Source organism: Shewanella sp. 10N.261.52.F9 (genome assembly GCF_041471165.1).
Classification (GTDB): Bacteria; Pseudomonadota; Gammaproteobacteria; order Enterobacterales; family Shewanellaceae; genus Shewanella; species Shewanella marinintestina.
Genome location: NZ_JBFRNX010000012.1, coordinates 161,757 through 176,152, shown reverse-complemented (window position 1 = coordinate 176,152; position 14,396 = coordinate 161,757). Strand labels below are relative to the sequence as shown.

The 14,396-nt window shown below is 42.4% G+C and carries 14 protein-coding genes; 3 read left to right on the top strand and 11 right to left on the bottom strand.

Translation table 11 applies throughout. From position 1 onward, the window contains the following. The first annotated feature begins 171 nt into the window (after positions 1-171). On the top strand, positions 172-1,188 hold the full coding sequence (locus tag AB4298_RS08515; protein WP_248997516.1) for a LacI family DNA-binding transcriptional regulator: 1,017 nt from the start codon (positions 172-174) through the stop codon (positions 1,186-1,188). 91 nt (positions 1,189-1,279) lie between these two features. Here AB4298_RS08515 and AB4298_RS08510 read toward each other — a convergent pair whose 3' ends face one another. Continuing rightward, positions 1,280-1,618: a P-II family nitrogen regulator gene (locus AB4298_RS08510; protein ID WP_012154353.1), complete on the bottom strand. Its 339-nt coding sequence runs from the start codon at positions 1,616-1,618 to the stop codon at positions 1,280-1,282. Between the two features lie 239 nt (positions 1,619-1,857). Between AB4298_RS08510 and AB4298_RS08505 the strand changes: the two genes are divergently transcribed. Together AB4298_RS08505 and AB4298_RS08500 are read left to right on the top strand one after the other, a co-directional pair. Continuing rightward, on the top strand, positions 1,858-2,367 hold the full coding sequence (locus AB4298_RS08505) for a GspH/FimT family pseudopilin (protein WP_371986336.1): 510 nt from the start codon (positions 1,858-1,860) through the stop codon (positions 2,365-2,367). Positions 2,368-2,520: 153 nt separating this feature from the next. Beyond that, entirely contained in the window at positions 2,521-3,036 is a 516-nt protein-coding gene (locus AB4298_RS08500) for a GspH/FimT family pseudopilin (protein ID WP_371986335.1), read from the top strand. A gap of 132 nt (positions 3,037-3,168) precedes the next feature. Here AB4298_RS08500 and AB4298_RS08495 read toward each other — a convergent pair whose 3' ends face one another. The 10 genes from AB4298_RS08495 to ileS all read right to left on the bottom strand — a co-directional run bounded on the left by AB4298_RS08495 (position 3,169) and on the right by ileS (position 14,392). Beyond that, positions 3,169-3,465, bottom strand: coding sequence for a TapY2 family type IVa secretion system protein (locus AB4298_RS08495; RefSeq protein WP_248997519.1), 297 nt, complete (start codon positions 3,463-3,465; stop codon positions 3,169-3,171). Beyond that, positions 3,462-3,851, bottom strand: coding sequence for a type IV pilin protein (locus tag AB4298_RS08490; protein ID WP_371986334.1), 390 nt, complete (start codon positions 3,849-3,851; stop codon positions 3,462-3,464). Before AB4298_RS08490 ends, AB4298_RS08495 begins: the two co-directional genes overlap by 4 nt. 3 nt (positions 3,852-3,854) lie before the next feature. Then, entirely contained in the window at positions 3,855-7,370 is a 3,516-nt protein-coding gene (locus AB4298_RS08485) for a pilus assembly protein (RefSeq protein ID WP_371986333.1), read from the bottom strand. Further along, positions 7,370-7,789, bottom strand: a complete 420-nt coding sequence (locus AB4298_RS08480; protein WP_248997522.1) for a pilus assembly PilX family protein — start codon at positions 7,787-7,789, stop codon at positions 7,370-7,372. The genes AB4298_RS08485 and AB4298_RS08480 overlap by 1 nt, the downstream gene beginning before the upstream one ends. A 9-nt stretch (positions 7,790-7,798) precedes the next feature. Beyond that, a complete protein-coding gene (locus tag AB4298_RS08475; RefSeq protein ID WP_371986332.1) occupies positions 7,799-8,782 on the bottom strand; it encodes a PilW family protein in 984 nt (327 codons plus the stop codon). A gap of 9 nt (positions 8,783-8,791) precedes the next feature. After that, positions 8,792-9,349: a type IV pilus modification protein PilV gene (pilV, locus tag AB4298_RS08470; RefSeq protein ID WP_248997524.1), complete on the bottom strand. Its 558-nt coding sequence runs from the start codon at positions 9,347-9,349 to the stop codon at positions 8,792-8,794. Between the two features lie 228 nt (positions 9,350-9,577). After that, the gene (gene ispH / locus AB4298_RS08465) at positions 9,578-10,507 is read right to left on the bottom strand and encodes a 4-hydroxy-3-methylbut-2-enyl diphosphate reductase (RefSeq protein ID WP_248997525.1); all 930 of its coding nucleotides are present in this window, start codon (positions 10,505-10,507) and stop codon (positions 9,578-9,580) included. 2 nt (positions 10,508-10,509) lie between these two features. After that, positions 10,510-10,923, bottom strand: a complete 414-nt coding sequence (fkpB, locus tag AB4298_RS08460; protein WP_371986410.1) for an FKBP-type peptidyl-prolyl cis-trans isomerase — start codon at positions 10,921-10,923, stop codon at positions 10,510-10,512. 14 nt (positions 10,924-10,937) lie between these two features. After that, the gene (gene lspA, locus AB4298_RS08455; protein ID WP_248997527.1) at positions 10,938-11,450 is read right to left on the bottom strand and encodes a signal peptidase II; all 513 of its coding nucleotides are present in this window, start codon (positions 11,448-11,450) and stop codon (positions 10,938-10,940) included. 119 nt (positions 11,451-11,569) lie between these two features. Then, the gene (gene ileS, locus AB4298_RS08450) at positions 11,570-14,392 is read right to left on the bottom strand and encodes an isoleucine--tRNA ligase (protein ID WP_248997528.1); all 2,823 of its coding nucleotides are present in this window, start codon (positions 14,390-14,392) and stop codon (positions 11,570-11,572) included. Positions 14,393-14,396: the final 4 nt, after the last annotated feature.

Genomic DNA, 14,396 nt, shown 5'->3' with positions numbered 1-14,396 from the left:
CTTGGTGTTGAAACTTAAAAAGTTAACCACTTCTCATTGCTAAATGACGTAAAACTTCGCACTATACCGTTAATTCTTCGGGCAGAACGCCTTCGAAAAACGCCATTTGTTAACTTTGTGTTACCCCGCTTGTCGTAAAAAGTGAGTGAGTAACTAACGAGAATACGCTTAATGAAAGTCACCATAAATGATGTCGCTAAATACGCTGGCGTATCGATAAAAACAGTGTCACGGGTTACCAACAACGAACCTTCTGTAAAGCAGGTCACCATTGATAAAGTCAATAATGCGATAAAAGAACTTAATTATCAGCCGAACTTGGCTGCAAGAAACCTCGCTGGAACAAAGTCTTATGTAATCGGTTTTATTTATGACAACCCTAACGCTTATTACATCATTGATATGCAAAATGGCATTCTTTCAGCCTGTAAAGATTTAGGCTATGAGCTACTTATTCACCCTTGTAATTCAAGGGCTGATAATATCTGCGAAGAATTAACGACTTTGGTTAAGCACAACCGTTTATCAGGCCTCGTACTCACACCGCCTCTTTCTGAAGACCCGGTGATTTTGGCTGCTCTCGATAAAATAGACGCCAGCTATGTACGTATCGTCGCCGGTGAAAAACTTGAGTCTGCTAGTGGACTAGCAGTTTTAGTCGATGATAGATCTGGTGCTATATCTATTACCCAGCACCTGATTGATCTTGGTCATAAAAATATTGCGTTCTTAAGTGGTGATCATGAGCACGCATCAACAAAAGAGCGTTTAGCAGGATATAAACAGGCATTAGCCAGCAATCAAATTAGCGTGAATAACAACTTTATTATTGACGGTAAATACTCTTTTGAGTCAGGAGTTCAAGGGGCTAAGTCACTATTACAACAAAGCATAAAACCCAGTGCTATTGTTGCTTGTAACGATGAAATTGCAGCTGGAGCATTATTTGCGGCAAGATTAGAAGGTGTGGATATTCCAGCTGAAATATCAATTGTTGGTTTTGAGGATAGTCCATTCTCACGCCAAACATGGCCGAAACTAACTACTGTCCACCAGCCTAATGAAGAGATAGCCCACATTGCAACCGAGCTATTAATCGCTAAACGTAGAGAAGAAACATCACAACTTTCAAAGGTTTTTGTACCTGAACCGGTGATCAGGGACTCAACCGCACAACCAAAAGAGTAAAACATACTTAAACACTCTAAATTACCTTTCAGTTCTGCTTTTTCGCATTACCTATCCAATACGTAGATAATGCGAAAAAGTGGGCAACTAATTAAACCGCCTCTTCGTTTTCTTCACCGGTACGGATACGAATTACACGCTCAATATCAGTCACGAAAATTTTACCGTCGCCAATTTTACCTGTACGGGCAGTATCAACGATAACTTCTAAAGCTTGCTCAAGTAGCTCATCCTGGATCACTAGTTCAATTTTCACTTTAGGTAGAAAGTCGACCATATATTCCGCGCCACGATACAGCTCTGTATGCCCTTTTTGACGACCGAAGCCTTTCACCTCAGAAACAGTCATGCCAGTAATACCGATATCAGCAAGTGATTCGCGCACATCATCTAACTTAAATGGTTTAATAATGGCTTCGACTTTTTTCATTGTAAAACTCCCTAAGAACTTGCTGAAAGACGCAATTTGATTGCGCAGTAGCTTACCATGCAGTAACAAAACTCTGAAGTACAAAGTGATTTATGCAGCACCAAGAAACTAAATGCTCTCTTCATAAAATAGAACAATTACAAAAAAATTATAAACTCGAAGCTATACTTAGCCAGTATTGAGATATTCCCAGTATTTACAGGATGTAAATACTTCAGTAATTCAAGGAAGAAATGGATATGAAGACCAAGCTATTTGGCTTTACTGTTATAGAGCTAATGGTCACTATGGCCGTTGCCACAATTTTAATATCTTCCTCCATACCTTCATTAAAAGCTTTTTATTCTCACGCACGATCAGACTCAAACATTCGAAAAATACAACAATCTGTTCAATTAGCGAGAAACCATGCTGTCGCATACGGATTAAGGGTCACTGTTTGCCCACTAGAAGCGAAAAAGTGCACCGATAACTGGCAAAAAAATATTACAGTTTTCACTGACTCCGGAGACTCTAATATTCTAGACGGAAATGACCAAGTCATTTATAGCATAGGACCTTTCAGTGATAGAGACACTATCAGCTACAATCGTGCAGCTATTCGATTTCAACCAGAGGGGCTTGCTTCTGGTACAAATGGCACTTTACGTTACTGCCCTGATTTACTTGATAGCGAGTATTCGCGAGCTGTTATCGTTAATCAATCAGGCCGAGTAAGATTCTCTAACAAGAGCGTTGACTGTCAATAACGCTTATTTACTCACAAGCGAATTTTCTTGCAAATATAGCAGCCAAGTATTCTTCGCTTAGAGTTTAATCAATACCCTGATTTTGCTAGTATTGACTGCTAAGAACATAAATTTAAAAAGTCAGAGAATGACAGTCAAACAGGGAATAGTCAGATGCAGATTAAACAACTAGGGGTAACGCTCGTTGAGTTGATGGTGACTATTGCCGTTGCAGCTATATTACTGACGATTGGTGTACCTTCACTCACCTCTATGTACGAAGGCTACCGCGCAGAAAGTAATATTCGTACCATACAGCAAGCCATTCAATTTGGCCGCAGTCATGCGCTTAGTTATGGGACACGTATAACTGTGTGCCCACTCAATAATAATACTTGCAACAGTAATTGGATTAACGGCTTTAGCGTATTTGTTGATAATGGAACTCAACATACTATAGATGGTACAGATCAAGTGCTGCTCAATATAGGCGGTTTTAATACGAGTGACTTTATCGACTACGATCAAAATAGTATTACTATCGGCAACGATGGCTTTGTTAGTGGTAGCTTTAGTTCTGGGATCTTAAGCTATTGCCCTGGCAGTAAAACAAGTTCTGATTCAAAAGGCTTACAGTTGAGCGTATCAGGAAAGGTTAAGTTTGCTACAGGTACAATTAATTGTAACTAACAGGCTCTTAAAATAATCTCAAAATACTCGTTTCTGAATGCTAGTAGGCATAACAAGAAGCTATATTCTTACGTTATAAAATAATTTATCAATGGATGTGTAGTCATTAATCACTACACATTCATGATTCAATTAACGAGCTAAGTTTGCATCCAGCTTATTTGCCACTGCCGACTTAAAAGAAGAACTGCTTTCTACACACTCAAATACCTCTTTAATTAATGGTCTAGCTCCAGGGCCAGACTTAGGTATTTTCTTTAATGGCAGTCGCTTCATGTTATAATGCATTTTATCTGCAGGCCAACGATAGAGTGTTATTTGTTCACTAAAGCTGGTCGCAACATAACACTTATACTCCTTGAGCTCTGTATCAGCAGCCTCACTAGTCGATGATAATAGTACCAAGCCCCCTATTAAAAAACGGATCATTCCCAACACTCCTGAGGGGTCCGAACCCCTGTATCTGTGATTTGAATAGAGGTACAGCTTGTATCACGCGATGCCTGAGCTCCCAGCGCCGTAGCGATAGCAACAAAACTACCTGTACCGGTTGAATCAACACTATAGAAACCGTTTTCAACAACATACGGATCACTAGCTAAGCCTAGCTGCGTCATATCGGTTGCGTAAACTCGATTATCTAAATAATACTGCTCCTGCAAGTTAGCAACTTCCAATAATGCAGCAAGGCCATCGGCACGAGCGCCTTTAGCGACATATTGCACATATGATGGGTATGCTACGCTGGCCAAAATACCAATAATCGCAACGGCAATCATCAGTTCAATCAAGCTAAACCCTTTATTATTCTTCATAGTCTACTCATTAATATGATAATAAATACGATTGACACTTGGCCCACCGCCGACACATTTTTCGTCGCCTGGCTCACAGGTATCTGCAGTATTGTCAGGATCCGGAACTTTCAACATGTCAGATCCCGCTTTGCCGATCCCAATGAGGTACATATAAGAATCATCAGAGCCGTTAGGCGGAATAACTAACTGTGGCGTATCAGGTACTCGCTCACCAATCTCTAAATATTCTTGTTGGTAAGAACGAGTGCCTTTGTGTAAGTCGAAGCCATATAGGCGTCCCATACCCGATATTAAACATTGATTGGCTGATGAGTTATCTCCTGGTACATAAGAAGTGAAAAATACCCGACCTTCAATTATCGATGATGCCGATAAACTTTTTTCACCAGCTGCGCCAAAGTTATAATACCAACCTAGCTTACCACCAAAGCTAATATTTTCGCTCTTCGAATCGGGCGCAGCAGTTGTTACATCATACAAGTCGCTTATCAGCAAGGGAGCTGGTTTGGGGTTACCGATCCCCCCAAATGAACGGCTAATCACATTACGATCTTGTAATACATAAAACATATCTGCCCGACCCAAGTCACTTGGGTGTGGGCGATGACCGGTACCTAAGGTTACCGCATCATATGGCACGTTTTGGTAGGTCGTTGTAGTACTCGTATTTCCCCCCACGGTAACGCTAACCTCAGCAATATTTGTAAATACCGTTTGCGCAATCACAGGTTCGGCAAAGAAGCGCCTATCACTTGCTAACGTATTACCACCAAGATCAGCAAACTTATATGCGGTCCAAGGGTTAGTAGAGTCAGAAGGTGAGCCTGATGGTAAATCCATTCGCCATACATTTCCGCCAGTATCAGATGCGTAGATCCTATCAGTTAGCCCATCACCATCAGAATCAAGTACAGCAACGGCATTAGGCACACTGTCAACAATACCTGGTAGTTGGGTAGAGTTCCCCCCACTGCTAGGCCCAAATGCATGCACTAAGGTTCCGGTTTCAGCATCAACAACAAAAACACCTCTGCCTTGAGCATCGTTTAATCCTACGGCTGCAGAATCTTTTGTTGACGGAGAATAACCTGCACCAAAAATAATAACAGGTTTAGCACTTGCTAAATCAGTGTTTCCCACTGGCCAACCTGGAACCTTGGTCACAACAGGTTCAGCCCAAGTTTGCCCCAGCTCAGACATACCTGTTGAGTCAGGATCAATTTTCCACATAAAACTTGGTGAGTCAGGATCGGTAATATCAAGTGCATAATATGACTTACCTCCACGACGCATTCCGACAAATAGCCAAGCTTTGGTTATGCCACCCGATGCATTCTCTTCGGTATAAGCCACTGGCGAAGAATCTAAGCCGTACACAGAGTGAACACCTGTAGGAACGTTAGCTCTTAGCTCTGCAACATTAGACAGCAATTCATAGGGCATAAATGCCCACGACTCTTCTACATCATCTCCCTTGTCTTTTAGCATATGTAAAAAGCCGTGGTTAGTACCGACTAACACACGAATGTCTGGCGAACCTTGGCTACCAAAGTTAATTGCTAGAGGCTTGGAATGCAGCGGATCGCCAAATATATCGTCGCGTTTATCTGTGGTGCTTGAGTCATTGTCATCATTATCCGAGTCTTCACCAGTTGCCCAACTAAACATACTGGCTAACTGCGTTTTATCGACTCCCATAAAATCTGCAAGCAATGCCTCACTGCCAGCAGCACTCTGTGCATTAGCTTTAGTAAAGCTCTTTAATGCGCCTCCAGAGCCAAAGTTACCATACAGCACTCTTGAATCTGTTCCTCTAATAGCAAGCGACGCACCACCTGTCCGCACATCATTGCCATCCCCCCCCCCTGAAGTGGCCGCACAAACAGCATTAGGAGTCCAATAGGAGCAAGCAGACGATTTAAGATTTCCATCATCATCAATAGCTAAAACACCATTCTTATCGACAATATCGCCACTTCCAGTCACCTTAAACTTTTTAATATTCCCCATCCAACGTGCGCCTTTGTTGGGCAAAAACATTGCATAATAGGCTGAATCAAAAGTCTGCGTTCTATCAAAGTTATTGCTCGCAATTGAAGGAGAGGTAAAGCTAGCGTTAGTTTCTAATATTTGAGAAAAAACTTGTGAAAGTGCAGTTTGCAGCGCAGAAGCATTACTCGCGGCAAAATACTTACCACCACCCAATTCAGCCGCTTTCTTTAAAATAGGCTCTGCACTCGCGGCGCCATCACTAAACCCAATAGTAAAGGTCGTTACAAACTGATCTCCATCAACAGAAGTATTGACATCCTTATTATTCATAATACTTGCTAATGCAGGCAAAGAACTGCCATTGACTTTATTATCTTTGTCATAGCCAGCCAATTTACTGACTGCCGTATCGGCCGCACTATCACGACTAGGAGCACCATCGGTGATATAAACTACATATGCTCTGTCGGTACATTGGCTACCCACGAATGGCGAAATATACTTACCATTTTTCTCTATGCTTTGATCTCGTGCAGGTGAAGCACTGCCCGCTTCTAGAGCAAAGTGGGGAGCCGCACCCCCAAAGTATCGGTACGCTTCATACAAGGTTTCACACAATGGCGTCCATGTTTCAGCATTTAAATTACCAATTGTTTTAATTAGTGATTTTTTTTCTATCGTGTTAAGACGTTTAACGCCTGATATTATCCGCCCACCATCATCACTACTACCATTGTTATAGTTAAACACCGCTAGACCAAAATCCACACTCGGGGTAGTGACGACAGTGTCTTCCATAACTCTTTGAGCAATTTCCAGCCTAGAAATATCCTGTTTAGACTTGTTGCTGTGATACCAAGTTACGTACTTTTCAGTATAAAATGTGACTGACTTACCTATACCAAAATTAGTTAACAAAGCCTTATTTAAAGCAGCCTCTTTATCTACCGTGCTAGAGCTTGAAGAAGCGAGAGTATAGGGTTCTGGCGAGGCTGAAGATCCGAGACTATCAACCGGAAGCCCCTCTGGAATATCTTTAGCATTTTTATAATTAATACTGCTTGAATCTTCAAAATCTTCAAAACAGTCAGTATGTGTTACTGTAGTAGCGAGCGAGTCGGGGAACTCTGACCAAGTACCATTCTCACCGACAAAACTATATTCACGTATAAAACCAGTAAAAAAGCCATAATCCTTAAGATAGGTTTTTGAACGCTTACAACCATTAAACTTGTTTTTTATATAATTAGGGCTTGATAAATCAGGAACTCCGGCGCCTTTGCTATAAAACAATTTTGTTGAGCCACCAAGGTTTTCATCGCCTCTAGGGTAAAAAGTATCAGTGTACTCGTCGGTTCCCATACTGCCTGAATTATCAAAAATAATCAGAACCTGAGGCCGTGAGCCTGATCGAGCTGTTGATTCAAAAACATATAGCTCCGTATCATCAGCGAAACTGACGCTAGATAACATAGCGATACATGCTGCTGTAGCACACAGTAATTTTTTGATCCGCAGCATCATTATTTCCCCGTTGTAAATTCTTGTTCTATCCCGGTAACAACTGTCAGCTGACCAAGATCATTTCGACCAAAAACTGCAGTACTTGATACACTAATACGATTACAGCCTATCGAAGCACCATGGGCTTTTTCTCTACGCTTACAGCCACTGGCTATAGGCTCTAAGGTGTTAGTAACCCCTAACTGTGTATCGTTTGTCACCATAGTACTAGCCAGGTTTATCAGTGTAGCGCCACCATTAACAGAGATAACTCTATCTTGAGCACCTTGGGCTGCCGTCATAGCTTCTACACGCTCTGCCCCTGCTCCAGCCATCTTCATTGATTGATTAGAATTAACCGCCAGTGCAACGCCAATAACGGTCATAATAAGCAAAACGATTAATGACAGAAATAGCACCATTCCATGTTCTTTATGCATATATCGTCCTCAACTAGCCCCTATGATTGGATTTTCAAGCACTAATGTAGTTGATACCACTTTACGCCTGAAATGATCACCTGGCGCTGTTATCGTTTTGTCACCTAACTCATAAGTGTTATTATTGGTATAGCTATTATCGGCTTCTACTGAACGGATAAGCATAAATATTCTCAGCGATACAATACGTTGAGCTAAACTGTTATCCCACATCAAATCCGTTACATTTTGTACAGGCATATAACTATCAGCGCTATTGTCACCATTACTATCAAAACCATAAAGCACGCGCATATTCTCAACGCCCTCGACAAGCTGCTCGTAACTGCCAGAAGTTTTCATTCCACCATTACGTAACACTCTGCGCCTAAGAACAGGCGTTCCTGAATCATCTTCAATGTAGTAAACGTGATGTAAATATTCCCAATACCGGGCATTGGTAATGACAGGGGCAGTCTGATCACCGCTAAACAAGACTCCGCGCTGAGAATTAGCCGCAATATAATAACGATTAGCATCATTTGGGACGGCAACCTCAGGCCCTGCTAAGCGTTTAATCTGTAAGACATCGGTAGCAGACTTAACCCCCGTTAGGCAAGTGAGCGATGTGCTAGAAACACCACTTTCATAACCCCAAAGCCTACGAAAGTGGGCCGGAACGGCAGAGGGGAAAGAAGCATTATTAACACCAGAGCCAATACAGTCACTCGCAGTTGCGATTGCTGTAGCATTAATATCGATATTTGTACCAACTTCAAAATCAGTGCCAGTTAGATCGCCCATAAAACCTAATTGGCTGACATCACGTTCTATCAACCACAGCGCAATTCGACCATTTTCTTGTAGCTGATTAAATTGACTTGTCGTCGTGACATTTGTTGCGGACATTACAAACATAGAAAAAATACCTGCAGTCAAAAATAGCCCTACAACCATAGCTACCATTAACTCAACTAAGGACAAGCCTGTTTGGGTAAGTTGTAATTGTTTCATTACACGACCTTAGATAATGACAGTATTAACACTGTATGCACGACGCCTATCACTAGCCGTGCCGCAACCACTGACAAAAGTATCAGTATTGCTTGCTGCAGCATCAGACATTTTACGGATCCCACGCCATGTAATAACCACTGTAACTTCGCCGCTAGCTTGAGCTCGAATACAGGCTGTAGGGGCATCAATCCCTCCCACATTCTGGGAGTGACTATTGACTTCAGCACTACCAGCCATATGCTGTTCCCACTGAAAAAGATCCCACTGACGCGTTTGATTAACAGTGCAAACAACATTAACTCCTGCTGCAACATCACAAGAAGTTCCCGGTTGCAATAAAGACCCGCTGTAAGTACCACTATATGCTGTCAACTGAGTTCGATTAAGCTTCATTCGATTAATAATATCTTGGGCGAAATAAGAAGCTTGAGTCTGCTGAAAAGACTCAAAACTGCCGCGTTTGGATACAAGGTGAAGATTAAATACTCCAACTAATCCAACCACTAAGATCACTAGTGCGACTAATACTTCTATTAAGGAAAACCCGTTTTCCCTAGTTCCCATACTGTCAACCTCTCCACTTTAGTCACTTTATTGACGCGATAGATAGTCTTTTATCTTTTTAAATCTGGTACTTATCTAGCAACGCCTAGCATACATGTTAATGCGTTAGCAGTCTAATGATAGAAAAATGTAATGCAGATGTTTGGTGGTTTCTGGTGAAAGCAACTGAATTTTAAGCAAAAAAAAAGAGGCAAAAGCCTCTTTTTTTATCGTAAATTATTTGTAGTTTTATCGAAGTTCAGCGGGTACTGCAAAAACAGTATCCTCAAGTTGTCCTTCAACTTCAGTCACGACACTTGGTGCCATCTTAGCTATCGCATCAACGACTTGTTTAACCAGTACCTCAGGAGCTGAAGCCCCAGCAGTAACCGCAACACGCTGAACACCATCAAACCAAGCTGAATCCACATCATCGGCATTATCAACCAAGAAAGACTTTGTGCCTTTCTTCTGCGCCAATTCGCGCAAACGATTAGAGTTAGAGCTATTTTGCGAACCCACGACAATAAACAAGTCGACATCTTCGGCAACGTTACGCACCGCATCTTGACGGTTCTGCGTCGCGTAGCAGATATCATCTTTACGAGGGCCTTCAATTGAAGGGTACTTCTTTTGTAAAGAGGCGATTACGTCTGCAGTATCGTCCATAGACAAAGTCGTTTGGGTAACAAAACACAAGTTATCAGGATCTTTAACCACAAGGTTTGCCACATCTTCCGGCGATTCAACCAAGTGAACCCCTGCTTCAGGGTTATCGTACTGACCCATAGTGCCTTCAACTTCTGGATGTCCAGCGTGACCTATCAAGATACATTCAATACCTTTACGGCTAGCACGAGTCACCTGCAGATGAACTTTAGTGACTAATGGACATGTCGCATCAAATACTTTAAGCCCACGGGTTTTAGCCTCTTTACGCACCGCTTGTGATACACCGTGAGCACTAAAGATAACAATACTGTTATCAGGCACTTGATCAAGTTCTTCAACAAACACCGCACCACGATCTTTTAAGTTTTGCACCACGTAACGGTTATGTACCACTTCGTGGCGAACATAAATGGGTGGAGAGAACAGCTCTAAAGCGCGTTCCACAATGCTAATGGCCCGGTCAACGCCAGCACAAAAACCACGTGGATTTGCCAGAAGGATATTCATAATTAAAGTACCTGTACCACTTCAAGTTCAAAAGTAAGCACTTGCCCTGCCAAAGGATGATTCAAGTCAATTGTCACAGAATCACCAACAACATCTCTTACCATGCCGGGGATTTCACTGCCACCGGGGCCTGCAAAACTCACAATAACACCAGGTTCAAGCGTCATATCTGCTGGAAAGCGGCTCTTATCCATATGATGTACAGCATCTGGATTTGACTCGCCAAAAGTATCAGCAGCTTGTAATGTAAAGCTATGTTTATCACCTTCTTTAAGGTTAATAATTTCAGCTTCAAATGCTGGGCTTAAGCTTTCATCGCCCACATTAAACCTTGCAGGTTTACCGCTAGAACGTGTGCTTTCTGCAGTTGAACCATCTTCTAGCACGATATTCATATGACATAAAATTGAATGCATTTCTGACACGTAAGTTACTCCTTTACAGCCTTTGCTTTTTTATCATCTTTCCCCGCAAAAAATGAGTCTAAAATGATAAGCGCGGCACCCACGCAAATAGCAGAGTCGGCAATATTAAATGCAGGGAAATGGCTGGTATTCCAATAGAAATGTAAAAAGTCGACAACATATCCATGCTGTAAACGGTCGATAAGATTACCTAATGCACCACCGATAACTAAAGTGTAGGCTAAGTTCAATCGCCACATCTTACTGGGTTGCTGACGTAGCCAAACCGAAAGTAGCACACTAAACCCTACGGCAACAAAGGTAAACAACCAGCGTTGCCAGCCACCTGCATCACTTAAAAAGCTAAATGCAGCGCCGTAGTTGCGCACATAGGTAAAGTTGAAAACCGGTAATAACTGAATCGATTCGTATAACTCAAAGTTTGATAATACCCATTGCTTAGATATCTGGTCGGCAAGAAATACCAACACAACGACCCAATACCAACGCAGACCACTGTCTTTCCAGTTAGTTGGCATTAAATGTTCCTTTTCCATAGATAGCATCTACTCGCATAATTTAACGGTGTTGATAAACAATACAGAATTAACAGACAAAAAAACAACGGCCCTATAAAAGAGCCGTTGCTATTGCATGATTAAGCAAACTGGCGAGTTTCGCCATCGCCTTCAATGTTTGTTACGCAGCGAGTACATAGTGTTGGATGCTCGACAACTGCGCCAACATCTTCTCTATGGTGCCAGCAACGCTCACACTTCTCAGCTTCAGACTTCTTCAAACTTAACTTCAATGAAGCAAGTTCAGTCTCGATTGCATCAGATGGTGCAGATGCTAGCGCAACAACTTCAGTCTTAGACGTTAGCAACACAAAGCGTAATTCATCACCTAAATTCTCAAGTGCTGCTTGCAAAGCTTCGTCAGCATACAGTGTCACTTCAGCTTCTAGTGAGCCACCGACTTGCTTTTCACGGCGTGCGTTTTCAATCACTTTGTTCACTTCTGCACGAACGGAAAGTAATTGATCCCAGTACTCATCACTTAGGTCTGACTCTAATGTCACCGACTTAAGTCCTTCATACCAAGTTTCGGTAAATACATATTCACCGCGCTCACCAGGAAGAAGCTTCCAGATTTCATCTGCTGTAAAGCTTAGGATTGGTGCAATCCAACGCACCATAGCTTCAGAGATAAGATACAGTGCCGACTGACAGCTACGACGCGCATTGCTATCTTCTTTTGCTGTGTACTGTCTATCTTTGATGATATCTAAGTAGAAGCTACCAAGTTCTACAGAGCAGAACTGCATTAGCTTCTGTGTCACTAAGTGGAAGTTGTACTGGTCATACGCTTCTAATAGCTCTTGTTGCAATGCTGCAGCGCGGCGAACAACCCAACGATCCAATGCAACCATGTCTTCAACTGCAACCATATCAGTTTCTGGGTTAAAGCCATTGATGTTAGCAAGTAAAAAACGAGCTGTATTACGAATACGGCGGTATGCGTCTGCACTGCGATTTAAGATCTGATCAGAAACTGTCATCTCACCGCTGTAGTCTGTTGCAGCAACCCATAGACGTAAAATGTCAGCACCTAACTTATTAGTCACATGTTGCGGAGCAATAACGTTACCCACAGATTTAGACATCTTACGGCCTTGACCATCAACGGTGAAACCGTGAGTCAATACTTGCTTGTAAGGTGCTTTACCGTTCATCGCAGTCGAAATCATCAGCGATGACATAAACCAACCACGGTGTTGATCGCTGCCTTCTAGGTACAAATCAATTGGGTGACCATTAAATTCTGGACGTGCAGCAACCACTGACGAGAAAGTAGAACCTGAGTCATACCAAACGTCTAATGTGTCAGTCACTTTACGGTACTGGTCAGCTTCATCACCTAATAGCTCAGATGCATCTAGATCCCACCAAGCTTGAATGCCTTGTTGTTCGATACGAGCAGCTACGCGCTCCATCAAAGACACGCTGTCTGGGTGTAACTCTTCTGTTTCACGATGTACAAATAAGGTGATAGGTACGCCCCAAGTACGTTGACGTGAAATACACCAGTCAGGACGGTTTTCTACCATCTTCTCAATGCGGCTTTGACCCCAATCTGGGATCCATTGAGTTTGCTCAATTTCACCTAGTGCTTGCTGACGTAAACCTTTTTGATCCATAGAGATGAACCACTGCGGCGTTGCACGGAAGATAATTGGTGTCTTGTGGCGCCAGCAATGTGGGTAGCTGTGCTTAATCTGTACGTGATTAAGTAGTGCGCCTTTCTCTTCTAATAGCTCAACAACATTCTTATTAGCTTTAAATACATGCAAACCTGCAAAGATTTCTGTATCTGCTTTATAAACACCGTTGTCCCCTACTGGGTTAGCCACTTCTAGGCCATACTTTTGACCAACCACGAAATCATCTTGACCGTGACCAGGAGCGGTATGAACCACACCAGTACCAGAATCGACAGTCACGTGATCGCCTAAAATAACTGGTACATCAAAATCATAGAATGGGTGGTTAAAACGCAGTAGTTCTAAATCGCTACCTGCGGCAGTGCCAAGTACAGTGTGTGACTCTGCACCAAAACGCTCAACACATGACTCATATAGGTCAGTTGCTAGCACTAGTGCTTGCGCCTGGCCCTCTTTAACCATTTCAACTAAGGTGTACTCAACATTAGCACCTACAGCCAACGCACGGTTAGCAGGTAGAGTCCAAGGTGTTGTAGTCCAAATAACCATTGAAATGTTATGTGCGTAATCGCTTAAACCAAACTTTGCTAGCAAAGCAGGTTTATCGACAACAGAGAAAGCAACATCGATTGCTGGAGACATCTTGTCTTCATATTCAACTTCAGCTTCAGCCAGAGCAGAACCACAATCTGTACACCAATGCACAGGCTTAACACCTTTGTGCAGATGGCCGCTATCAATCACTTTAGACAGTGAACGCACAATATTAGCTTCAGTGCTGTAATCCATGGTTAGGTATGGATTTTGCCAATCAGCAAATACGCCTAAACGGATAAAGTCATCACGCTGGCCATCAACTTGCTTAGCCGCGTACTCACGACACTTTTGACGGAACTCAGCAGCCGTTACTTTATGACCCGGCTTACCTACTTTTTGCTCAACTTTAAGCTCAATAGGCAGACCATGACAGTCCCACCCAGGAATGTATGGCGCGTCAAAACCAGACATGGTCTTTGACTTAATAATAATATCTTTAAGAATTTTGTTTACTGAGTGGCCAATATGAATGTCACCGTTCGCATATGGAGGACCATCATGCAAAATAAACGGTTTAGCATCTTTACGGCTTTCACGGATCTGTTGATACAGTCCGTTTTCGGTCCAAGATTTTAACATCTCTGGCTCACGATTAGCCAAATTACCACGCATCGGAAACTCTGTTTCCGGCAAATTCAAAGTAGATTTATAGTCGCTCATTGAT

Excerpts from the sequence above, each read along its gene's own strand:
- AB4298_RS08515 (WP_248997516.1), top strand. The coding sequence starts at position 172 with ATGAAAGTCACCATAAATGATGTCGCTAAATACGCTGGCGTATCGATA.
- AB4298_RS08510 (WP_012154353.1), bottom strand. The coding sequence starts at position 1,618 with ATGAAAAAAGTCGAAGCCATTATTAAACCATTTAAGTTAGATGATGTG.
- AB4298_RS08505 (WP_371986336.1), top strand. The coding sequence starts at position 1,858 with ATGAAGACCAAGCTATTTGGCTTTACTGTTATAGAGCTAATGGTCACT.
- AB4298_RS08500 (WP_371986335.1), top strand. The coding sequence starts at position 2,521 with ATGCAGATTAAACAACTAGGGGTAACGCTCGTTGAGTTGATGGTGACT.
- AB4298_RS08495 (WP_248997519.1), bottom strand. The coding sequence starts at position 3,465 with ATGATCCGTTTTTTAATAGGGGGCTTGGTACTATTATCATCGACTAGT.
- AB4298_RS08490 (WP_371986334.1), bottom strand. The coding sequence starts at position 3,851 with ATGAAGAATAATAAAGGGTTTAGCTTGATTGAACTGATGATTGCCGTT.
- AB4298_RS08485 (WP_371986333.1), bottom strand. The coding sequence starts at position 7,370 with ATGATGCTGCGGATCAAAAAATTACTGTGTGCTACAGCAGCATGTATC.
- AB4298_RS08480 (WP_248997522.1), bottom strand. The coding sequence starts at position 7,789 with ATGCATAAAGAACATGGAATGGTGCTATTTCTGTCATTAATCGTTTTG.
- AB4298_RS08475 (WP_371986332.1), bottom strand. The coding sequence starts at position 8,782 with ATGAAACAATTACAACTTACCCAAACAGGCTTGTCCTTAGTTGAGTTA.
- pilV (WP_248997524.1), bottom strand. The coding sequence starts at position 9,349 with ATGGGAACTAGGGAAAACGGGTTTTCCTTAATAGAAGTATTAGTCGCA.
- ispH (WP_248997525.1), bottom strand. The coding sequence starts at position 10,507 with ATGAATATCCTTCTGGCAAATCCACGTGGTTTTTGTGCTGGCGTTGAC.
- fkpB (WP_371986410.1), bottom strand. The coding sequence starts at position 10,923 with ATGCATTCAATTTTATGTCATATGAATATCGTGCTAGAAGATGGTTCA.
- lspA (WP_248997527.1), bottom strand. The coding sequence starts at position 11,450 with ATGCCAACTAACTGGAAAGACAGTGGTCTGCGTTGGTATTGGGTCGTT.
- ileS (WP_248997528.1), bottom strand. The coding sequence starts at position 14,392 with ATGAGCGACTATAAATCTACTTTGAATTTGCCGGAAACAGAGTTTCCG.